Origin of the sequence: Pseudomonas nabeulensis (genome assembly GCF_004682045.1) — a bacterium.
Lineage (GTDB): Bacteria > Pseudomonadota > Gammaproteobacteria > Pseudomonadales > Pseudomonadaceae > Aquipseudomonas > Aquipseudomonas nabeulensis.
In genome coordinates this window covers 1-21378 of sequence record NZ_QUZT01000079.1, presented here as the reverse complement: position 1 = coordinate 21378, position 21378 = coordinate 1, and the positions used below count along the sequence as shown (strand labels likewise).

Sequence of the window (21378 nt, the reverse complement as noted above, 5' to 3'; positions counted from 1 at the left end):
ATCCCCGCAATATCATCCACTTGGCTCCGCCCGTCGGAGCCTGCCGCCTTACTTCCTTTCAAAGAATCAATGCATGCACCTTCGCAAACTTGCAGTGGGGCTGTCGGCCCTTGTTTTGTTTTCTGCCGGCGCCCACGCCCGGGCTGTCGCCGACCTTTACTCCAAACAGGAACGACAGCTCTCTTTCGACAGCTGCGCCGAACTGTTTCCCGCCGCCACCCCCATCAAGACCGCCACCGTACCGGCCACCATGAAACCCCTGGCCCTGTGTTCCGATCACTTTGCGGTGCTCTATTCACAAACCAGCAAGACCCCGTTGGTGGTGGTCGAGCGTCTGAATGCCGCGAAGCTGAAAGACGCCAAGGGCGAGGAGCGCACCAACCAGTTCTACGCCGACCCGCGCATCCCCAAGAGCGGGCGCGCCGAGCTGAGTGACTACCGCGCCCAGCACATGGACCGTGGCCATCAATCCCCGGCCGCCGACGCGCCGAATGCCAACGCCATGGCCCAGTCGTTCGCGCTGTCGAACATGGTGCCGCAAGACCCCACCAACAACCGCAAGATCTGGAGCAAGGTCGAGGCCGATGTGCGCAAGTTCGCCGTGCGTGCCGGCGGCGATGTGTATGTGTTCACCGGGCCGTTGTTTGACGCAGGCTACGGCACCATTGGCGACAATAAGGTCTGGGTGCCGACGCGCCTGTTCAAGCTGGTGTACGACGCCTCGTCGAAACGCGCCTGGGCCTATGTGCTGCCCAACGCTGAAACCCGCATCCAGAAGCCCATGGACTACGACACCTTCGTGAAAAGCACCGGGCTCAAGTTGCTCGGTAATCTTCCGGTGTCGGGTTCGGTAGGGCGCGGTTGAGCGTCACTTGGACTTTTTCAGCGCCTTGAGTCGCTGGGTTGCGCGCTGCACGGCGGCCATCTTCTCGGGGCGTTTCATGCGTTTCCATTTGCGGATGTCTTCCTTGCTGCGCCCGCAGCTGACGCACAGGTCGCCGCTGAGCTGGCAGATGGAAATGCACGGGTTTTCAATGTCTTTGGCCAAGGGGCACCTGGGTCAGGAATGCGCGGCGGTTATGCCGCGTGAAATTCAACGGTGAGATGGCTCACTTCATGGACAGGCTTGAGGCGTTCGCGAATGCACTCGGCATTTATCGTGGCGCCTCCCACCACACTGACAATCGCCGCGTGGGCGTCTGGCCCGACGCGCCACACGTGCAGGTCGGTGATCCGCGCATCGCCAGGTTGCTCGACCAATTCCCGGATCTCTTCGGCGACGTGTGCGTCGGTCTGGTCCAGCAGCACACCGGCGGTGGTGCCCATCAGCGTCCAGGCCCAACGTGCGATCACGATGGCGCCGACCAGGCCCATCAGCGGGTCCAGCCACACCCAGCCCAGATAGCGTCCCGCGAGCAGGGCGACGATGGCGAGCACGGAGGTCAGTGCATCGGCGATGACATGAATGTAGGCGGACCTGAGGTTGTTGTCGTGGCCGTGGTGGTCATGTTCGTGATCGTGGCTATGGCCGTGACCCAGCAATAGCGCGCTGATGATATTCACCACCAGGCCCACCACCGCGATCAGCGTCGCCGTGCCGAATTGCACCGCAGTGGGCTCCAGCAAGCGCATCACCGATTCAACCCCAATGCCCAATGACACCAGCGCCAGGATCAACGCCGAGGCGAAGCCGCCGAGGTCGCCCACCTTGCCCGTGCCAAAGCTGTAGCGCGGGTTGTTGGCATGACGCTTGGCATAGGCATAAGCCGCAGCGGCAATGCCCAGGGCGCCGGCATGGGTGGCCATGTGAAAACCGTCGGCGAGCAGGGCCATGGAGCCGGTGATCACGCCCGCGACGATTTCCGCCACCATCATGACCAGGGTGAGCATCACCACCCACAGGGTGCGCCTGGCGTTTTCATCGTGGGAAGCGCCGAGGAACACGTGGTCGTGCGTCTGCGTGGTCATTTGGAGTACCGCCGAATGGCTTCGAGCAATTCTTCGACGCCTTGGTTGCGCTGTTCTTCGCTCAGGGACGGATCGGCGACGTGGGCCCTGGCGTGGTCTTCGATAATCTCTTCCATCAAGCCATTGATGGCACCGCGTGTGGCGGCCACCAAGTGCAGGGTCTTGGCGCAATCGGCGTCCGACTCCAGGGCTTTTTCCACGGCCTGGATCTGCCCGGCGATGCGTTTCACCCGCTTGATCAGGCTGTCTTTGTTGGCGCTTACGTGGCCCATTCGGATACCCCCCCTACCTATAATGGGGCGGATCATTGCATACCCCACCCCCCTATACAATGACTTAACGGTTTATACTCGCGCCCCTCGCAACCCTTCACATTCAAATAAACCGAGATACCCCATGAGCAGCTCTCTCCCCATGAACCCCGAGCGCAAGCCTGTTGCGCCACTGGTGGCGTTTATCCTCCTGGTGCTTGGCGCCTTGTTCCTGCAAAACAGCGTGGGTTCCTCACAGGTGCTGTTGCTGGTGGTCGGCGCTGCACTGGGCTTGACCCTTTACCACGCGGCCTTCGGTTTCACGTCGGCCTGGCGCGTGTTTATCAACGAGCGTCGCGGCGCCGGTTTGCGTGCGCAGATGGTGATGCTGGCGTTGGCCGTGTTGCTGTTCTTCCCGGCGCTGGGGGCGGGCTCGTTGTTCGGGCAGCCGGTGGTCGGCCTGGTCGCACCGGCGGGTGTGTCGGTGGTGTTTGGTGCGTTTATCTTTGGCATCGGCATGCAGTTGGGCGGCGGTTGTGCGTCGGGCACGCTGTTCACCGTGGGCGGTGGTAATGCGCGCATGCTGGTGACGCTGTTTTTCTTCATCTGCGGCTCGTTGATCGCCACCCACCATGTGGATTGGTGGTTTGCCCTGCCGTCATTCCCGGCGGTGTCCATCGTCAAGAGCTTCGGCGTGGGCCCGGCCATGGGCTTGAGCCTGGTGGCGTTCGCACTGATTGCACTGGTGACCGTTCACCTGGAAAAACGTCGGCATGGTCACTTGGAAGAGGGCGTGACCAGCGAACACACCGGTTTGCGCCGCTTCTTGCGCGGGCCGTGGCCGCTGGTGTGGGGCGCGATTGGCCTGGCGCTGCTCAACTACGCGACCCTGGCGTTGGCCGGTCGCCCGTGGGGCATCACCTCGGCGTTCGCGTTGTGGGGCGCCAAGGTCGCGACTGGCCTGGGTGTGGATGTGAGTACCTGGGCATTCTGGCAAGTGCCGGCGAACGCAAAAGCCCTGGCCGCGCCGGTGTGGGAAGACATCACCAGCGTCATGGACATCGGTATCGTCCTCGGCGCGCTGTTGGCCGCGGGCCTGGCCGGTCGTTTCGCCCCCAGCCTGAAAATCCCCGCGCGCTCGCTGGTGGCCGCCGTGATCGGTGGCCTGCTGCTTGGCTACGGCTCGCGCCTGGCGTACGGCTGCAACATCGGCGCGTACTTCAGCGGCATCGCCTCGGGCAGCCTGCATGGCTGGGTGTGGCTGGTGGCGGCGTTTATCGGCAACAGCGTGGGTGTGCGGTTGCGACCGTTTTTCTTTGAGGGTGAACGTCGGCAGGTGGCGTTGAGCGGTTGCTGAGTCAGCTCTCCGGGGAAGGGCTCGGCGCCTGAGCGGCTTCAGCCGCCAGCTTTTCCCGATCGGCCTTGCTGATGTAGGTGTTCTTTTTCTTCGGCGCCAATTTGGCGTTGGCTTTTTTGGCCTTGGCCTTGAAGAGCTGCTGGAGTTTTTTCTGGCGGTTCATGGGGTTTTTCCTGGTTCGGACTGGCCGGGATGATACCAGCTTGAAAAGCACGGCCGGGCGATGAATAACCTCACGGCGCAATACTCCTGAGCCGCCCCGCCTCCCACGCGTCGCTCATCTTTTCGCCGACCGCATCGAACTCGGGATGTGTACGTCGATACTCCGATAACTCAAGCATCGCGCGGCTCATGCCGTTGTTCACGTTGGCGAGCAATTCATTGCAGCGGGCCTCGCTCAAGTTGCACGCGCTACGCCCGAACTGGACCAGCATCTTGCGCTTGGGCCAGGCCTTCGAACCACCCAGCAACAGGCCCATAATGTCGTTCACCTGATACACGGTGGTCGTCACCAGGTCGTAAGCTGGCGCGAGCCAGATATCGGCATCCTCCGCACAGTGCTCATAAAGCAGTCCGAAATTCTTCAAGTGGCCGTCACCGTTTTGGATGCCAGCCGACAGCGCGACCATCATGAAAAAGTCTTCCAGGGCCTTGGTCACGTGAGAAGGGGAGACGTAGGTCTTGATCAACTTCGCACAACCCTGGTAGCTGCCGTCGTACTTCTTGTGGGTTCCCCAGCCGGACAGCACGCACATATCCTCGAAGCCAAGGTAGGCGCTATCGCCGATATCAAAGCGCTTTACCACCAGAAACCTACCGTGCTGGCTAAGCTGGCATTCAGGCACTTCAAGCCCTGTGTGAAAAGCCGCACGCATACAGAAAAACTCATTGGCGGCAAGTTGTGCGAATTCTGAGTCGTTGAAGGCTTTGACCAGGTGCGTGGCGCCACGATGGGTCAGGCGTGCAACGTCAGCATTCGTGTCGCCAGCGTCGCGCACCAACACCTTAGGTTGAACGCCCGAAACCCCAGAGTAGGCTGCGTAGGTCTTCATCAGGTCGTCGAACAGGTGGTTGGCGCCGTCATACACCAGCAGATCAGAGAGCCTGATTTCAGGCGGCGATTCGTCATGCGTGTGGGTGACGTTGATGCGGCCTAACTGATGCGGACCGACGATACTCAATAAGGCGAAGTCGTCGAAACCGCGCACGGATTTGCTGAAGCGCCGCACAAGTTCCGCTTTCAGGTGCCCTTCGGGGAGGTGCATCTCAAACAAAGGATGGATGCCATACGCCCAGTTGTAGCTCTCCAGGCGCACGGGCATGGTCAAGGACACGGCGTCCTTTTCGTCGACTGCAGGGTTATACGAAAACACCGAATCGCGCGGGCTCTCCTCGCTGCGCCCGAGTATTCCGGCGGGCTTACCGCCGACGCCGATGTACAACCGCTCGCTTGATCTAGTCATGGAGGTTTTCCGTTTTCAGTTCATCGAGCGTCCTGCGGCGACGCTTGGGCGTCGCGGTCAATTCGTACCCCAACCCCTCGAGGATCGCCGCAACCTTGCGAATCCCCACTTCGGGGATCGTGTTGTTCTCGATCCCCGAAATAGTGGCGCGACTCATACCATGGCGTTGTGCGAGCTGACTTTGTGATAGGCCGGCTGCTTTACGCAGGGTTTTGATGAGTAGACCTAGATCTTCCATACCGTTTTGCATCCTATACGGTGCATTTAGATGGTTTTCGTATTTATGCATCGTATTTGATACGTTTTTTATTGAATAGCTTTATTTTACCTAAGCGCTTATCGCCGCAGAAAATCAGTGATCAACATTACAACCTGCTGCTGGATCATCTCCCGCGGCCGCGCCCCTTCGCCATCGTGGCAAATCATCCCGTCCCCCGGGGAGTTCTCTTCGATCAACGCCTCACCCGTTGGTTTGCAGATCGCCATGAAGCTGAAATGGGTGGCGTCGTGGATCTTCAAATACTGGGTCGAGGCTTTCGGCAGGCGCCGGGCCAGATCGGCGGACTCAAGCTCCGCCGGCAATTCCGGCGCCGTGACACCCGCTGCTAGTACCAGCACCGGCAGGGGCATCGCCGCCAGGCTGGCATCGGTCATGCCGCGCGACAGGCCCAGGTCCAGGGACACCACGGCGGTGACGCGTTTGTCGCGCAAGTCTGCGGCCAGCTCGGCCTTGGACGCGGCGGTGCTGGCGGTGTTGACCTTCTGGTAGGCGGTGCAGCCAGACAGCTGTGGGTGGGCTTTGCAGTCCTGGGTGAACACGTCGGGGTCAAAGCGCGCCCCACCGATTTCCATCACCGTCCAGCCGCCGAGGGAATGGCCCACGGCGGCAATCTTACCGTTCGCCACCGCACCGAATTGCTGCGGCTGCGCGAGTACCGCATCAATCGCCCGGCTCAAGTCCTTGGGCCGCTGCCACAACTGCGCGGCGGTCGAGGGGGTGCGATCCTTGCTGGTGGTGCCGGGATGGTTGACCGCCGCAACGATATAGCCCCGATGCGCCAACGCGCTCGCCAGCCACAACTGGTTGCCCCAATTGCCACCGTTGCCGTGGGAGATCACCACCAACGGGTGCGCGCCACTGGCCGGTGGCGCATCCGGTACGGCGAGGGCGCCGTAGAACACCGCGTCATCGCGGATCAGCTCAGGCGTGGCGCTGGTGTTTGCGGGGTACCAGACGACCATCTGCAGCGCACGGTTGTTCTGCGGGTCGGGGAGGGTGGTGTTCTGGAAACCAATGACGGAGTTGTCGGCGAAGGCGGGCGTGGCGAGAAAAGTCAGGCACAGGGCGGCGAGGGTGGTTCTCATTGTTTTTATCGTCCTTGAAGTGAGGGCCGCAGCATGCGCGTAAAACGGCGTTTTGGGTAGAGGGGAGGCGGGACTAGGAAGTTACTTACGTAGTCCTACTTTTAAGTATGTCGGAGTTGTCCTGCGTGATTTTAGGAAGTGGTTGGGTTTGATTGGTTAATAAATCGTGCAATGGTGTGGGTGTGATTCTTACAGTTGGCTTGATTTGAACCTTAAGTGTTGTTTCCTGACGTTATGGTGAAGATTATGAAAAGCTTGATTGTGTGTGTTGCTGGGGTGATGGTTGTTTCGGTGGTATTGGATTATGGCTCGGCTTATGCAGCCAGTATTTCGTTGTCGAAAAGGCCGAGCAATATCAATGTTTTGTCGGAAGGTGGGGTGGGTGTCGCTACGCTTGGGATTGTTAGTTCGGACTTTCCCTCCGGCAAGTCAGGCGGTCTTAAAAAGCTACTGGGTATAGAGTGGACGACAACATCCTATCCCCAGAACCTCAATGAGCAAGTTAAGTTGTGTTACTACCGGCCGTACAATACTGCTCAGCAGACGTGTGACTGGATACAGCCAAATTCATCTGGTACAACTTTCACGTTTAATGATCAGAAGTTTGGGAACGGTGCTGGCGTTATTATTTATCATAACGTCCAAGGCGGTGGTGCGCGGATTGGTTATCCAGCTGGAAGTGACTCGGTAACTTTTCGTTATGCGGACTGATTAATAATCGACCCGAGTGTTGGCGTGTGCACATTACAGGGTGAATACTCATGATCAATCTCACTGCTAGTCCATCGCTATCCAATGGCCGCGTGTCAAACAGTTTGGGCACTGCCTCGCCTCAACCCTCGGCAAGCGAAGTGGATGCCACCTTGTTCAAAGGTGACACTGCTACTGTCAGTCACCTGTCAGCCTTGGCTCTTCAACTGAGCGAAGCGCACACCCGTTCGATTGATCAACCGGACGTCACGTCGACATTAGTGGCGGGCACCAGCCCGTTACCGATATCCATTGCTGGCCGTGAATTGATGCTCGCACGTATTTTTCGCGGGCATGAGCCCCCCGTTTCTTCTGGCTCCCGTGTCGACATGTTCAACATCGAAAGCCAATACAACTACCTTAACTATGAGGACCGTGCCCTGGTCTCGCAGATGTACGCCTATGCGCAATCACAAGGTGCTGATCTGGCTTATGTTGATAGGGTGGCCTTTGCCCTTGGCACCTATCGCTATTTTGACGACGGGCGTCGGATCTTTAATTCCAATAGCGGTCATCACTACGACAAGCAAGGGCATCAGCTCAGGTATGACTATCTGGAAAAAGACGCCGCCGCCGCCACGCGCATTCTTAATGGCATGGCCATTAACACCACCCGTTTCGATCAAGGCTTCTTGCGCCACATTCTTGACCCAGGTTACGGCGCACTGGCCGGTATGGGTGACTCCCTCGGCTTCCTTGAAAAGATGGTATCGAAGTTCTCCAATGAAGACGCCGAGCTATCTGTGCTCGGCAGCGAGTTTGCCACCTACGTCCCCAAGGACGTTAAAGACAAAATCGTGATCACCCGCTCCAAAGAGGTCATGTTCACCCTTCCGGAGCCTAATCACATCAGACACAACGGTGTGTGGACTATCACCGAAAAAGGCTGGGCGGCGGGCTACACGATGGACAAAGCAGGCCGGCCAAGAGCGCCTGCGCCGATTCCCGAAGGGCAAGCCCGGGTTCGTAAAACGGTGGAGGCGCGCAACCTCCGGGCGCAAGAACGCGCCTTTTTGGAAGCGCTTTCGCGCAGCCGCGATCTGCCTCATTGGTTGACGAGTTTGTTGAAGGCGCTGCGCAACTCCGGGGGGCCGTGAAGGCTCGTATTATGTTTGGATTTTTGGATTTAAGTAAAAGGTGGGCATGTGGAAAGTAACTTGCGTAATCCTGACTTTTAGGTAGTGCAGGCTTTTCCTGTGTGATTCTTGCAATTGGCTTGATTGAAACCTTAAGTGTTGTTTCTGACGTTATGGTGAAGATTATGAAAAGCTTGATTGAGTTTGGATGTGGCGTTAATTCGAAAAAAAGCAAGTTTGCGTTGCTGGTTGCTTTGGTGGTGTCCGTTAATGCGGGTGTGTATGCCGCAGAAGGGGTTATTAACAAGAGCGAAACACCTAATGCGGTGCTTGTTTTGTCTGACTCCAACACCGTGCGTCGTACTGGGTTCGTGATTTTTAGTATTCGCAACTCAGACTTTCCGTCTGGTACAGCCCTCGATTCTAAGCGGTTAGTAGATATTCAGTGGAGTACGACTTATTATCCAGATAGCATCAATGAGATTGTTAGTTTGTGCTATCAACGCGTCTTGAGCGCTCCAGAGGACTGTAGAGAAATTCGTCCAAATTCCGTTGGGCTTCTATCTGACTTTAATGGTGAGTATTTTAACTATATTTCACGGGTTAAAATCTATCATAAAGTGTTAGGTGGCAAACCACCCACCTCCCGACCTGCGGGTGTTGATTCAGTAGTAATTAGGTATAGATATTAAGGCGGTAACGGTGCCTGAAACTGGTTTGGTGTCGGGCACTTCTTTGATTTTAAATATTTTTTATTATGTGGCAGCGTTGCTGCTCTCCTGCTTGGGAGAATGCCCATGAACACTATCAATCCACATGGACCGTCTTATAGCCGATTGACGACAGACAGTACTGCCAGTGCACCCGCCATGCCTTCGACTTCATCTGATAAGACCGAAATGGAAGCGATGACATCTGCGCGACGCGAGGTTGCCGACAGCACCGTCTCAATCCTGGCCCGTCAATTGAGCGAAGTCGCAACGCGTGCCGGCAAGCAGAGCGCCGACCCGCTGAATGCGATAACCGGTGACACCTACCTCGCCAACAAAGCGCAACACGATGTAGAACTTCCTGATACCGATAACCCGGAGCACCTCGCGCGGGCTCGCCAAGCCACCGGCTTTATCAACGGTGCCGACAGCAACCCTTTTAAAGGGCTGGCCCGCGATCAACTCAGCCTTATTGCACGGGACGACGGTGGGACCTTCACCATCAATGAGCGCCGCGCCGCCTGGGAAGAACTCCAGTCAACGGCACCCACGGTGGCGACCAGCCCGAAACAGGCACCTGTCAACGGCCGTGAACTCATGATTTCTATCCTGTTCAACGGAACCGAACCACCGGTGGCCAGGCCTCCCGCCACTTCAGAGAACGGTGCTCAAAACGCTGCCGATTTCCTCAACCTCGAGGATCGAGCCGTGGTTGCGGATATGTACGCTTATGCACAGGAGCAAGGTGCTGATCTTACGTTTGTCACAGTATTGGCCGCGACGCTGGGCGACTATCGGCATTACAGTGACGGTCGCCAAAACGGAGGGGGTAATACCGGCTATGACATCGAAGGATACCGCGTGACGTTCGATTACAAACCTGAAGGCGCCGCACTCGCCGCAAGCATCCTTAACGGTTCGGCGATCAACAGTACCCGTCTCGACCAGGGCTTTGTGCGCTATACCCTGAATCCGGATCACGGCGCGTTCTCAAATGTTGGCGGTATACCCTTCCTGGAACGGATGGTAAAAAAATTCTCCAATGAAGGTGCAGATCAACCACCCCTCGGCAGCGAGTTCGCTAAATACAGAAAGGTCAGGTACGAAGACCATATCGTTAAAACCACGCACCAGGACATCAGGCTCCCTCCCTCCAAAGCGCTGATTAACAATGACAACGGCGTCTGGACCCTTACCGAGCTGGGCAAGGCCCAGGGCTACGTGCTGGACAAAGTGACGGGGCAATTGAGCAAGCCCATCGCGCGGGCTGACGAGCAGCCTAAGCGCTCAACCCTCGACGACATCCTCCGCAACGCCCCCAGGCGTTACCTCCTGGACGCCGTTGCCGGCAACCGCGATGAGCTCGCCACGCGCCGCATCTGGCCCGGTCATCTCTTCAAGTTGATAAAAAACTACAAACCCTGAAACGTTGGCAACCGCATGCTGAGCACGCGGTTGCCGAATAACGGTATGCGCCTTTACGCCGGGTGGCAGCACTCTCCCCACCCCAAGGTGTGCCCACGCTATACCCATGTATGGTTCCGAGCCCCGTTGCCCCGTCGCACACTGTTTTGCAGGCGATCCACTCGCCGCAAACCACAGGAGAGCGACCATGACCACCCAACTGAAATTCCCAACCGAAGAACTGGTGCCATCCCGCTACGCCGTGCGCGTCGGTGACATTGACGTACTGGTGATCAGCGACGGCGTGCTGCCGCTGCCCACCCAGACCATGTCCACCAACGCCAGCCCCGCCGCACGCGCGGCGTGGTCCAAGGAGATGTTCCTGGGGCCGGATGCGTTCGACTGGGCGCTGAATGTGCTGGTGGTGCGCAGCGGCGAACAGGTGATCCTGGTGGACGCCGGCCTGGGCGGACAATTTCCGGGGTTCCCGCGGGCCGGGCAGTTTCCCAAGCGTCTTGAAGCTGCCGGTATTGCCTTGTCCTCAGTGACTGACATCGTGATCACCCACATGCACATGGACCATATCGGCGGCCTGCTGGTCGATGAGGTCAAGCGCAAACTGCGCCCCGATGTGCGCATCCACGTGGCGGCCATAGAGGTCGATTTCTGGGCGTCGCCCGACTTCACCTACACCGACATGCCCGCCCCGGTGCCCGATGTATTGAAGGCCACGGCCCAGCAATTCATGGCGTTATATCAGGACAATCTGCACACCTTTGACGATGAGCGCGAAGTAGCGCCCGGCGTTGTCGCCAAGCTCACCGGCGGTCACACACCAGGACACAGCGTGGTCTATGTGACGTCGGGTGGCGAGCGGCTGACGTTTGCCGGCGATGCGCTGTTTCCAGTGGCCTTCGAACATCCCGAGTGGCACAACGGCTTCGAACACGACCCCGAAGAATCCGTGCGCGTGCGCGTGCGTTTGATGAACGAAGCGGCGGCCAGTGGTGAGTTGTTCGTGGCCACGCACCTGCCGTTTCCATCCGTGGGGCGAGTGGTGGTGGAGGGGGATGCGTTTCGCTGGGTGGCTGCGTTTTGGGACTATTGAATACCGTTCATACATTTGTATAGGCGTGCGTCGTACACCGTTGATTTTATCGATGGTCCTCCCTTGTTGTGCTGCCTAACCTTCGGGCCAAGGCAGCGTTGATCACAACAATAAGAGGAGACGACCCATGCCCATTCAAAGCGAACATGACCCGCGTTTAAAGCGTGCACTCAAAACACGCCACATCAGTATGTTGGCCCTGGGCGGTGTGATCGGCGCCGGGTTGTTTGTGGGCTCCAGCGCCGTGATCGCGTCGACCGGGCCCGGTGCATTCATCACCTACGCCATCACCGGTTTGATCGTCGCGCTGGTGATGCGCATGCTCGGTGAAATGGCCGCGGCGCATCCGTCCAAAGGCTCCTTTGTCGACTACGCCCGCATGGCCTTCGGTAAGCCCGCCGGCTATATGACCGGTTGGTTGTATTGGTACTTCTGGGTGATCGTGGTGGGCTTCGAAGCCGTGGTGGGTGGGCAGATTATTCACGGCTGGTTGCCGGAGATTCCGGTGTGGGTCATCGCCCTTGGGTTGATGGTGAGCATGACCCTGTTGAACCTGATGTCGGTGCACTCCTTTGGCGAGGCCGAGTACTGGTTTGCCGGGATCAAGGTGGCGGCCATTGTGGTGTTCCTGGTGGTGGTCGGCCTGTATGTGTTCAAGCTGTGGCCGGGCTCCAACGCGAGTTTCAGCCACCTGACCGCCCATGGCGGCTTCCTGCCCCATGGCGTGACGTCGTTGTTCACCGGTGTGGTGGTGGTGATTTTCTCCATGACCGGCGTGGAGGTCGCGACGCTGGCCGCCGCCGAGTCGGAAGACCCTTCGCGTAATATCCGCAAGGCCGTGAATACCGTGATGGTGCGCATTCTGGTGTTCTTCGTGCTGGCGACGTTCTTTATTGTGGTCGCGCAGCCGTGGACCGATATCACCCCCGGCAAATCGCCGTTTGTGACCACCTTTGAACACATCGGCATTCCGGGTGCCGGCGACATGCTGACCGTGGTGATTTTGGTGGCGGTGTTGTCTGTGCTCAATGCTGGGCTCTACACCTCGTCCCGCCTGCTGTATGTGCTGGCCTCCAACGACGAAGCCCCACGCTGGATGGCGGCGGTCAACGAAAAAGGTGTGCCGGTGCGGGGGGTGATTGCCTCGACGCTGGTGGGTTATGGCTGCGTGGTGATCGCGGCGTTGTGGCCCGACACCGTGTTCCAGTTCCTGATCAACTCCTCCGGCACGGTGTTCTTGTTTGTCTACCTGATGATCTGCCTGTCCCAGCTCAAGTTGCGTCGGCGCTGGGTGCAGGAAGGTTCGCTCAAGTTCGCAATGTGGGGCCATCCGTGGCTACCGCTGCTGGTGACCGGCTCGATTTTGGCGGTGCTGGTGAACATGGCGTTTGACCCCACCCTGCGTATCAGCCTCGCCCAATGCCTGATTGCAATGGTTGCCATCGCAGCCTCCTACCTGACCCTGCGCTGGTCACGGGCGGGCGATGTGCAGGCCAGCAACGCTTAGTTATCCGCCACCCCTTGTTATCGGGAAGCCAACAGCATGTCAGCAAAGATCGAATTGAATCATCTACCCAACCGGCCGCTCTGGTTTGAACCCGGCCAGGCCCGCGAGCCGCTGGACGGTGTGGTACAGGCCGATGTGGTCATCATCGGCGCCGGCTACACCGGGTTGTGGACTGCGTATTACCTGCTCAAGAGTGATCCCTCGCTGCGGGTGGTGCTGCTGGAAAAACATCAGGTCGGCTTCGGTGCCTCGGGGCGTAATGGCGGCTGGGCCTCGGCGATTTTTCCGATCTCGCTGACGCGGGTGGCCGAGTTGTATTCCCATGCCGCAGCACTGAACTTGCAAACGGCGATGAACGAAACCGTCGATGAAATCGGCCGCGTGCTGGCCCTTGAAGGGGTGGAGGCGGACTACGCCAAACAGGGCTTTCTATCCCTGGCGCGCAGCGCACCGCAGATGGCGCGGGCAAGGGCAGCGGTGGAGGCATCGGCGCGTTTTGGCTTGCCTAACCAATGGCAGGTCTTCGATGGTTCACAAGCCTATGCAAAGGTCGGTGCTGACGGGGTGTTGGGCGGGCTCTACACCGAACACTGCGCGTTGATTCATCCCGGCAAACTGGTACGCGGTCTGGCGCGGTTGGTGGAGCACATGGGCGCGCGCATTTACGAAAGCAGCGAGGTCACGGCCATGCAGCCCGGCTCTGTGCAGACGGCTTGTGGGCAGGTCACGGCAGGCTTCACGGTGCGGGCCACGGAAGCATTCACGTCGCAGCAACCGGGTTATTCGCGATTCGTTATTCCGTTGTATTCGCTGGTCCTGGCCACCGAACCGTTGCAGCGCGATGTGCTGGCGAAACTCAACCTCGATCACCGCCTGGCCTTCAACGACATGCGCCATTTGCGCGTCTACGGGCAAGTCACCGCCGAAGGCCGGCTGGTGTTCGGTGGGCGAGGTGCGCCCTATCACTGGGGCTCGCGCATGTCGGGCGATGCGGACTTGGTGGACACCGTACACGCCAAGATCCACCAAACCCTGCTGGAGTTCTTCCCGGACCTGAGCGATGCCCGCATCACCCATCGCTGGGGCGGAGCGCTCGGCGTGTCACGGGACTGGTGCCCCACCGTGAGCATCGACCGTGCACAACGCCTGGCGTGGGCGGGCAACTACGTGGGCGACGGCGTGGCCACCAGCAACCTCGCCGGGCGCATCTTGCGCAACTTGATTCTTGAGCAGGACGAGGACATCAACCAACTGCCCCTGGTCAACCACCAGTCCCCGGCCTGGGAGCCCGAGCCCTTGCGCTGGCTGGGCATCAATAGCGGCTTGGCCGCTGCCTCACTCAGCGACATCGAAGAACGCATCACCCATCGTCCCTCACGCACCGCGATGCTGTTGGAAAAACTCACCGGCGCGCACTAACAGGAGAACACCGTGACTTCATTTACCATCATCAAATCCGCCGATATCCAGGCATTGCCGCTCAACCCCGGCGGCCAGCGTGCGGGGGCCGACAAGGGCGACCCGCAAATCGCCACGCAGCCGCTGGCGCTTGCGGCCACGGGCAACCTCGGTGTGTGGGAGTGCGCGCCGGGCGGCTGGCCGGTGGTCAACCGCGCCGATACCGAGTTCACCTACATCATTTCCGGGCAGGCGTTGTTGACGGATGATGCCAGTGGCGAGGTGGTGGAAATCACCGGCGGCGACCTGGTGGTTTTGCCGCCAGGCTGGAGCGGGCGCTGGGATGTGCTCAAGACGGTCAGGAAGGTTTACGCGATCTATTGACCCTGCAACACCAGCCCCGCTTGCGGGTAATGCCTGTCAGTTGAGAGTGGAAACCGCATCTGTGGCGAGGGAGCAAGCTCCCGCTGGGCCGCGAAGCGGCCCCAGTTCTTTGTTTTAAAAGACGGGGACTGCTGCGCAGTCCAGCGGGAGCAAGCTCCCTCGCCACAGGTTACTTTTTATCCTTCCGACCTCTTAACTGACTGGCATTAGAACAAGCCCGCTCACCACAGAGTTCGTGTTACCCCGCTTGCGGGGCCTTTTTGCATTCAGGGCGCGGTTTGAAGCAGGTCGGTATTTTTAGCCGCCTGAATCGCAATCCAGAAACGCGCGATACCCTGGGTCGTGGTGGGTTTGAGGCCGGTGAGCTGTTCCACCAGCTTGAGCCGATAGACCAGGGTTTGCCGGTGCACATTGAGGTCGAAGGCGGTGGCTTTCCAGTTGCCGTCGTTGTCCAGAAACGCGACCAGCGTGGCCAGCAGCGCGGCGTTCTGGGTGCGGTCGTGTTCGATCAGCGGGCCGAGGTAGCGCCCGACCAGCGCACGGGCTTCGGCCAGGGATTTGGGCGCCATGATCAACCCGGACTCGGCTTCGCCGTAGCGCAACAGTGCCGTGTCCAACTCCTGTGCCTGGGACAGCGCCAACCGTGCCTGCCGCACACTTTCACGAAAGCCCGTGGCCACCGCAATCGGGCCGCTGATACCGATCACGGTGCCCTCGCCGAGGTTGTGGCGCAGGGCTTCCAACACCTCGTTATCGTCAGGGCTGAGGGCCAGGAGCAGGCCTTGTTCGCTGAGTAACAGCGGGGTTATCCGATGCAGGGCCGGGGCGTGGTGAACTTCATCCATGCTCCACGGGCCTTCATGCGCAGGCTGGATCGCCAGGCTCACCAGCGTGCCGTTCAAGCCTCGGCGCTCCAGCAGCGGGCGGGCGAGGGGCAGTTGGGTTTCGCTGTCCAACAGGTTGCGCAACAGCGCCGTGCCCTCATCGCGTTGCAGGTCGCGGTGGATCATCAGGCGCTCAAGCTCCACGCCGAGCAGGCCTACCAGCGAGCGCACCAGCGTGGCGTCATTGCCTTTGCGGCCCATGACCAGGTTGGTGCGGCTGCGACCTGCAATGGGGATGCGCTCAACCTGTTCCGCCGGGTGCCCGGCGTTCGCGTGGGCCTCGACGATATTCGTCCCGCTGACCTGATCTTCAATCGCCAGATCCAGCGCCAGTGTCCCCGCCAGTATCGCCAACCGCCCCGCCATATCAGGCGCTTTGCGCAGCGCTTCGGCGTAGGTCTGGAACAGCCGCTCACTGGCATTGAAGCGCTCGCGCTGGGCTTGCAGCACGCTTTCGATCACATAGTGGGAGAGCTTGACGAACGCCAACTCGAAGCTGGCCTGCAAGATCGGAAACAACAGGCGATCCGCCGCCTTGAGCATCTGCCGCGACAGCTTCGGCGCATCCTGCCTGGGCGCGACCACCAGCGCACAGGCATTGCCTTGCACCAGTTGCTCCAGCCAGGTTACTTGCTCCTGCGGCGCATGGGGCATGCCGACACCGGTGGTCATCACCAGGTCGCCGGGTGAGATCCAGCGCCACGGGTCGGGCAAGTCCACCGCATGGGCCCAGGTGATCGGCCGGCTGGTGGCTGCAAGGCCGGCGACGGCGGTGAGTTTCAGCAGGTCGATGTTGAGGAGGTCTTGGACCGTCAGCATGGAATACCGTGGGCTCTTTATTCTGGTGTTGAGCATGATCACACTAAAGCGCAGGCATCTCTAGTGCGACACCGCAGGTGCAGCGGGCAGCTTTTTTATCTGTTGGCTGTTGAATCAAAAAAGCTGAGGGTGAACAAGGTAGCCGAAGCTGCGGGGGTTAATCGCGAAAGCCTGTAAAAAACCCTGAAAGGCAGCTCGAAAACCCGTTATGAAACGGTTCAGAAGCTGATGTTGGCGCTGGGTGTGGAGCTGACGGTGCAGCCGATTGCGGCGCGCAAGACACTGACTTAAACATGACAACCGTATCCTTGTAGTGAGCGGGCTTGCCCCGCGCTGGGTGGCGAAGCCGCCCCAAATCCATGTGCCTCGGTCTAACTGAACCACCGAGTTGTCTGGGTTTAGGGCGGCTTCGCCACCCAGCGCGGGGCAAGCCCGCTCACTACAGAGGCAATCCTGGGGATGACAGCGCTTAGCTCACCGAACCAGGCACGGCTGCTTGTTGTTATAGCGCCACCCTGGAATCAAAAACTGCATCGCCACGCTGTCATCCCGCGCCCCGAGCCCCATGCCTTTGTACAGTTCATGGGCCTTGGCCACGGCATCCATGTCGATATCCACGCCCAGGCCCGGTTTGGCCGGCACCTTCACGTAACCCCCTTCGATCTTCAGCGGCTCTTTGGTCAGGCGCTGGCCGTCCTGCCAGATCCAGTGGGTGTCGATGGCGGTGATATCGCCCGGTGCGGCGGCGGCAACTTGGGTAAACATCGCCAGGGAAATGTCGAAATGGTTGTTGGAGTGCGAACCCCAGGTCAGCCCCCAGTCATTGCACATCTGCGCCACGCGCACCGAACCTTGCATCGTCCAGAAGTGCGGGTCGGCCAGCGGAATATCCACCGATTGCAGCTGGATCGCGTGGCCCATCTCGCGCCAGTCGGTGGCGATCATATTGGTGGCGGTTTTAAGCCCGGTGGCACGGCGGAATTCGGCCATGACTTCACGGCCCGAGTAGCCGTTTTCGGCGCCGCACGGGTCTTCGGCGTAGGCGAGGACGTTGTGTTGGTCACGGCAGAGTCGAATGGCTTCCTTGAGTGACCAGGCGCCGTTCGGGTCGAGGGTGATACGTGCATCGGGGAAGCGTTCGGCCAGGGCGGTCACCGCTTCGATTTCAGCATCGCCGCTCAACACGCCACCCTTGAGCTTGAAGTCATTGAAACCGTATTTGGCCTTGGCCGCTTCGGCCAGGCGCACCACCGCGTCGGGGGTCAGGGCCTTTTCATGGCGCAGGCGAAACCATTCATTATCAGCGTCGGCCTCGTTGCGATAGGCCAGGTCGGTCGCCGTGCGGTCGCCGACATAAAACAGGTAACCGAGCATCTTCACCGCGTCGCGTTGCTGGCCTTCGCCGAGCAAGGCGGCCACCGGCACTTCGAGGAACTGACCCAGCAAATCGAGCAAGGCGGCTTCCATGGCCGTGACGGCATGAATGGTGATACGCAGGTCAAACGTCTGCAGGCCACGACCGGCACTGTCCCTGGAGGCAAAGGTGGTGCGCATCTGATTGAGGATGCGCTGGTACTGGCCGATGGGTTGGCCGATCACCAGGCTGCGCGCATCTTCGAGGGTTTCGCGAATGCGTTCGCCGCCGGGTACTTCGCCCACGCCGGTGTTGCCGCTGCTGTCCTTGAGAATGACGATATTGCGCGTGAAATAAGGGCCGTGGGCGCCGCTCAAATTGAGCAACATGCTGTCGTGGCCGGCGACGGGGATGACCTGGAAGTGGGTAACGACGGGCGTATTCATGGCAGGTTCCTGAGCAGGTTCAAAGAGGTTTGCTGATGGCGGCGCCCGCAGGCACGGCGCTGGGTGACGTCAACACCGGGGCAGGGGACGTCTTGGCAAAAAACACCAGGATCGCAGCGAGCACCGAAGTACCGGCCAACCCGTAGAGACCGCCCTGGATCGAGCCGGTGGTCTGTTCCAGGAAGCCAAAGGTAGTCGGCGCGACGAAGCCGCCCAGGTTGCCGATGGAGTTGATCAACGCGATCACCGCCGCGGCGATGCGCACATCCAGATAGCCCTGGGGGATCGGCCAGAACAGCGACGACGCCGACTTGAAACCGATGGCCGCAAAGCAGATCGCCACAAAGGCAAAGATCGGCCCGCCCGTGGTGGACATGAACATGCCTGCGGCGGCAATCAACAGTGCCGCAGCCACCCACGCCTGCTGGAACTTGAACTTGCCCGACAGCGCGGCGAAGGCGTACATGGCGATGATCGAGATCAGCCACGGGATCGAGTTAAAAAAACCGACCTGCACATCGCTCAAGTCGCCCATCTTCTTGATGATGCTCGGCAGCCAGAACGTGGCGGCGTAGATCGTCAGTTGGATGCAGAAATACAGGGCGCAGAACAGCAGGATCTGGCGGTCCTTGAGCAACCTGCCGATGGTGGGTTTCACCGTGGTCAACGCCTCACGCTGGCGCTGTTCCTCGTCGATGGCGCCCACCAGGGCATCTTGTTCTTCGCGGGTCATCCACTTGGCGTCGTGGGGCTTGGAGTCCAGCCAGAACCACACAAAGAAACCGATCACCACCGAGGCCAGGCCTTCGATGGCGAACATCCATTGCCAGCCATGGAAACCAAAGCCCTCTATCTGCAACAGCGCCCCCGACAGCGGGCCGGAAATCAGCGAGGCAACCGCCGAACCACTGAGGAAAATCGCGATGGCTTTACCGCGCTCCACCCCCGGCAACCAGCGGGTGAAGTAGTAGATCACCCCAGGGAAGAAGCCCGCTTCGGCCACACCCAGCAAAAACCGCAGGATGTAGAAGTGGGTTTCGTTCTGGATGAACGCCATCAGCGTGGCGACGATGCCCCAGGTGAACATGATGCGGGTCAGCCAGATTCGCGCACCGACCTTTTGCAGCAGCATGTTCGACGGCACTTCGAAGAGCGCATAGCCGATAAAGAACAGCCCGGCGCCAAACCCGTAGGCGGCCGCGCCGATGCCCAGGTCATGCTCCATGTGCGTGCGCACAAAGCCGATATTGACCCGGTCGATGTAGTTGAGGATGAACATGATCACGAACAGTGGGAGCACATGGCTCTTCACTTTGCGCACGGCGCGGGCGAGAACGGGATCACTTTCTGAAGCGGCAGATGCATGGCTTGAATTAGTCACAATTCAAAACTCCCCCTGATTTGTTTTTATGCGGGTTTGCGTGTCTTGTTGATAGACATCATACAAGTAGGTTTTGGTGGATCGCAATCCGGGGGGGGTGATTTTGTTCTTATAAGGCCATGAATCGACCCGTTGATTTGGTTATTTGTCAGTGTTTATTGGGTTTTTTACTGCTTGAATGGCTAGGATTTACGGTCGGAAAGCAGGCGGTAAAGCGTTGTGGTGTTGGGGTTTATATATTGGTTGTCATACAAGTGGTGCGTTTTTTCAATCCGCCTCCTCTCACGTCCGGACGGGATGTTAAGCTCCCACCCAGCCCAACCCCGTGGACCTGTCGCAATGCCCAACCCAAGCGGAACTCCCCCGCGTAAACGCTCCACCAACCTGGCCCAAGGCGTGGTCGAAGCGCTGACCCAGCGCATCCTGCTGGGGCAGTTGAAGCCTGGTGAAAAACTGCCGTCCGAATCCACCATCGTGGCCGAGCATGGCGTCAGCCGTACGGTGGTGCGTGAGGCGTTGTCCAAGTTGCAGGCCTCAGGGCTGGTGGAAACCCGCCACGGCATCGGCACCTTTGTATTGGCGCCACAGGCGCAATCCGGTTTGCGCCTTAATGTCGACACGGTGGCCAGCGTGCGCAGCATGCTTGAGCTGCGCCTGGGCCTGGAGGTGCAGGCCGTGGCACTGGCGGCGCTGCGCAGGAGTGACGAACAACTCGCCCGCATGCGCGCGGCGCTCACCGACTACCAAGCCTCCCTGGCCAACAACGACAGCTGTGTGGAAGAAGACAAGCGCTTCCACCAGCTGATCGCCGAAGCCACCGGCAACACCTTCTTCACCGAAATCATGCTGCACCTGGGCAATGCGATGATTCCGCGCACCCAGGTCAAAGGCGCCGAGCGGGGTGGTGCGGACTTCGCCCAACTGGGCCAGTTGGCGAACCTGGAGCATGAAGCGATCTTCAACGCGATCAAGCGCCAGGACCCCGACGCCGCCCGCGCCGCGATGGTGCTGCACCTGACCAACAGTCGCGACCGTTTTTCCGGAGAGTAAGCGCGTTGAACGAACACACTTTATCCAGGCGCCTGGAGCGCGTGGCAGCGAACGTGCCGGCGGGTGCGCACCTGGCTGATATCGGCTCCGACCACGGCTACCTGCCCGTGGCCTTGCTGCGGCGCGGCGCGATAACGGCGGCGGTGGCGGGGGAGGTGGCGACCACCCCGTTCCACGCAGCGCAACGCACCGTGCGGGACAACGGCTTGGAGCAACACATCACCGTGCGCCTGGCCAATGGCTTGGCGGCGATACAGCCCGACGACGGCATCACCGCGATCAGCCTGTGCGGCATGGGCGGCGAGACCATCCGCGATATCCTCGACAGCGGCAAGGCGCACTTGAGCGGCCGGGAACGCTTGATCCTGCAACCCAACGGCGGCGAGCAACCGCTGCGTCTGTGGTTGATGGACAACGGCTACGCCATCCTCAGCGAAGAGTTGCTGCACGAAAACCGCTTCTATTACGAAATCATCGTCGCCGAGCGCACCGATCCGGTGCAGTACAGCGCCGAAGAGTTGTACTTCGGCCCCCTGCACCTGCAGGCGCGCAGCCCGGTGTTCCTGGCCAAATGGCAACGCCTGTTGCGCCAGAAACAGAAAACCCTGGCCAGCCTCGAACAGGCCCGACAGACATTGCCGTCCGCAAAACGGCACGAACTTGCCCAGCAGATTCAGTGGATTACCGCGCTGCTCGCGTCACC

The 21378-nt window shown here is 59.7% G+C and carries 22 protein-coding genes and 1 pseudogene; 13 read left to right on the top strand and 10 right to left on the bottom strand.

Annotated features, from left to right (window positions below; all coding sequences use genetic code 11):
• Positions 1–73: 73 nt before the first annotated feature.
• Positions 74–865 carry a DNA/RNA non-specific endonuclease gene (locus tag DYL61_RS27530; RefSeq protein ID WP_135310965.1) on the top strand — a complete coding sequence of 264 codons (792 nt, stop codon included), beginning with the start codon at positions 74–76 and terminating at the stop codon, positions 863–865.
• A gap of 3 nt (positions 866–868) precedes the next feature.
• Here DYL61_RS27530 and DYL61_RS27525 read toward each other — a convergent pair whose 3' ends face one another.
• The 3 genes from DYL61_RS27525 to DYL61_RS27515 are packed head-to-tail and all read right to left on the bottom strand — an operon-like array spanning position 869 to position 2240.
• Entirely contained in the window at positions 869–1048 is a 180-nt protein-coding gene (locus tag DYL61_RS27525) for a DUF1289 domain-containing protein (RefSeq protein WP_135310964.1), read from the bottom strand.
• A gap of 29 nt (positions 1049–1077) precedes the next feature.
• On the bottom strand, positions 1078–1968 hold the full coding sequence (dmeF, locus tag DYL61_RS27520) for a CDF family Co(II)/Ni(II) efflux transporter DmeF (RefSeq protein ID WP_135310963.1): 891 nt from the start codon (positions 1966–1968) through the stop codon (positions 1078–1080).
• Positions 1965–2240, bottom strand: a complete 276-nt coding sequence (locus DYL61_RS27515) for a metal/formaldehyde-sensitive transcriptional repressor (protein WP_135310962.1) — start codon at positions 2238–2240, stop codon at positions 1965–1967. Before DYL61_RS27515 ends, dmeF begins: the two co-directional genes overlap by 4 nt.
• A gap of 124 nt (positions 2241–2364) precedes the next feature.
• Here DYL61_RS27515 and DYL61_RS27510 point away from each other — a divergent pair, with 124 nt between their 5' ends.
• Entirely contained in the window at positions 2365–3576 is a 1212-nt protein-coding gene (locus tag DYL61_RS27510) for a YeeE/YedE family protein (protein WP_135310961.1), read from the top strand.
• Between the two features lies 1 nt (position 3577).
• Here the strand turns inward: DYL61_RS27510 and DYL61_RS27505 are convergent, their stop codons facing one another.
• From DYL61_RS27505 to DYL61_RS27490, 4 genes are all read right to left on the bottom strand, one after another.
• Complete coding sequence (locus DYL61_RS27505; RefSeq protein ID WP_135310960.1) at positions 3578–3739, bottom strand: DUF2986 domain-containing protein; 162 nt, start codon at positions 3737–3739, stop codon at positions 3578–3580.
• A 70-nt stretch (positions 3740–3809) separates the two neighbouring features.
• The gene (locus DYL61_RS27500) at positions 3810–5039 is read right to left on the bottom strand and encodes a type II toxin-antitoxin system HipA family toxin (RefSeq protein ID WP_135310959.1); all 1230 of its coding nucleotides are present in this window, start codon (positions 5037–5039) and stop codon (positions 3810–3812) included.
• Complete coding sequence (locus tag DYL61_RS27495) at positions 5032–5277, bottom strand: helix-turn-helix domain-containing protein (protein WP_135310958.1); 246 nt, start codon at positions 5275–5277, stop codon at positions 5032–5034. The genes DYL61_RS27500 and DYL61_RS27495 overlap by 8 nt, the downstream gene beginning before the upstream one ends.
• 98 nt (positions 5278–5375) lie before the next feature.
• Positions 5376–6404 (bottom strand): alpha/beta hydrolase family protein, encoded by a 1029-nt coding sequence (locus DYL61_RS27490; RefSeq protein WP_135310957.1) that lies wholly within the window; start codon positions 6402–6404, stop codon positions 5376–5378.
• A gap of 246 nt (positions 6405–6650) precedes the next feature.
• Between DYL61_RS27490 and DYL61_RS27485 the strand changes: the two genes are divergently transcribed.
• The 8 genes from DYL61_RS27485 (at position 6651) to DYL61_RS27450 (ending at position 14741) form a co-directional block, all read left to right on the top strand.
• Complete coding sequence (locus DYL61_RS27485; protein WP_135310956.1) at positions 6651–7115, top strand: hypothetical protein; 465 nt, start codon at positions 6651–6653, stop codon at positions 7113–7115.
• 50 nt (positions 7116–7165) lie between these two features.
• Positions 7166–8251 (top strand): death domain-containing protein, encoded by a 1086-nt coding sequence (locus DYL61_RS27480; protein ID WP_135310955.1) that lies wholly within the window; start codon positions 7166–7168, stop codon positions 8249–8251.
• A gap of 101 nt (positions 8252–8352) precedes the next feature.
• Positions 8353–8922 carry a hypothetical protein gene (locus tag DYL61_RS27475; protein ID WP_135310954.1) on the top strand — a complete coding sequence of 190 codons (570 nt, stop codon included), beginning with the start codon at positions 8353–8355 and terminating at the stop codon, positions 8920–8922.
• Positions 8923–9027: 105 nt separating this feature from the next.
• Positions 9028–10365: a hypothetical protein gene (locus DYL61_RS27470; protein ID WP_135310953.1), complete on the top strand. Its 1338-nt coding sequence runs from the start codon at positions 9028–9030 to the stop codon at positions 10363–10365.
• 187 nt (positions 10366–10552) lie between these two features.
• Positions 10553–11452, top strand: a complete 900-nt coding sequence (locus DYL61_RS27465) for an MBL fold metallo-hydrolase (protein WP_135310952.1) — start codon at positions 10553–10555, stop codon at positions 11450–11452.
• A 127-nt stretch (positions 11453–11579) separates the two neighbouring features.
• Positions 11580–12959 carry an amino acid permease gene (locus tag DYL61_RS27460; protein WP_135310951.1) on the top strand — a complete coding sequence of 460 codons (1380 nt, stop codon included), beginning with the start codon at positions 11580–11582 and terminating at the stop codon, positions 12957–12959.
• Between the two features lie 36 nt (positions 12960–12995).
• On the top strand, positions 12996–14378 hold the full coding sequence (locus DYL61_RS27455) for an NAD(P)/FAD-dependent oxidoreductase (RefSeq protein WP_135310950.1): 1383 nt from the start codon (positions 12996–12998) through the stop codon (positions 14376–14378).
• 12 nt (positions 14379–14390) lie between these two features.
• Complete coding sequence (locus tag DYL61_RS27450) at positions 14391–14741, top strand: cupin domain-containing protein (RefSeq protein WP_135310949.1); 351 nt, start codon at positions 14391–14393, stop codon at positions 14739–14741.
• A gap of 266 nt (positions 14742–15007) precedes the next feature.
• Here DYL61_RS27450 and DYL61_RS27440 read toward each other — a convergent pair whose 3' ends face one another.
• Positions 15008–16444 (bottom strand): PucR family transcriptional regulator ligand-binding domain-containing protein, encoded by a 1437-nt coding sequence (locus tag DYL61_RS27440; protein ID WP_135310947.1) that lies wholly within the window; start codon positions 16442–16444, stop codon positions 15008–15010.
• Positions 16445–16567: 123 nt separating this feature from the next.
• Between DYL61_RS27440 and DYL61_RS31660 the strand changes: the two are divergent.
• A pseudogene (locus tag DYL61_RS31660) lies at positions 16568–16735 on the top strand (helix-turn-helix domain-containing transcriptional regulator); the annotation flags it as partial.
• Between the two features lie 183 nt (positions 16736–16918).
• Here DYL61_RS31660 and gudD read toward each other — a convergent pair.
• Positions 16919–18244 carry a glucarate dehydratase gene (gudD, locus tag DYL61_RS27430; RefSeq protein ID WP_135310946.1) on the bottom strand — a complete coding sequence of 442 codons (1326 nt, stop codon included), beginning with the start codon at positions 18242–18244 and terminating at the stop codon, positions 16919–16921.
• A 19-nt stretch (positions 18245–18263) separates the two neighbouring features.
• Entirely contained in the window at positions 18264–19625 is a 1362-nt protein-coding gene (locus DYL61_RS27425) for an MFS transporter (RefSeq protein ID WP_135310945.1), read from the bottom strand.
• A 339-nt stretch (positions 19626–19964) separates the two neighbouring features.
• Between DYL61_RS27425 and DYL61_RS27420 the strand changes: the two genes are divergently transcribed.
• Positions 19965–20675, top strand: coding sequence for a FadR/GntR family transcriptional regulator (locus tag DYL61_RS27420; RefSeq protein WP_135310944.1), 711 nt, complete (start codon positions 19965–19967; stop codon positions 20673–20675).
• Positions 20676–20680: 5 nt separating this feature from the next.
• A partial coding sequence (locus DYL61_RS27415; RefSeq protein ID WP_135310943.1) for a tRNA (adenine(22)-N(1))-methyltransferase occupies positions 20681–21378 on the top strand: 698 nt, incomplete at its 3' end.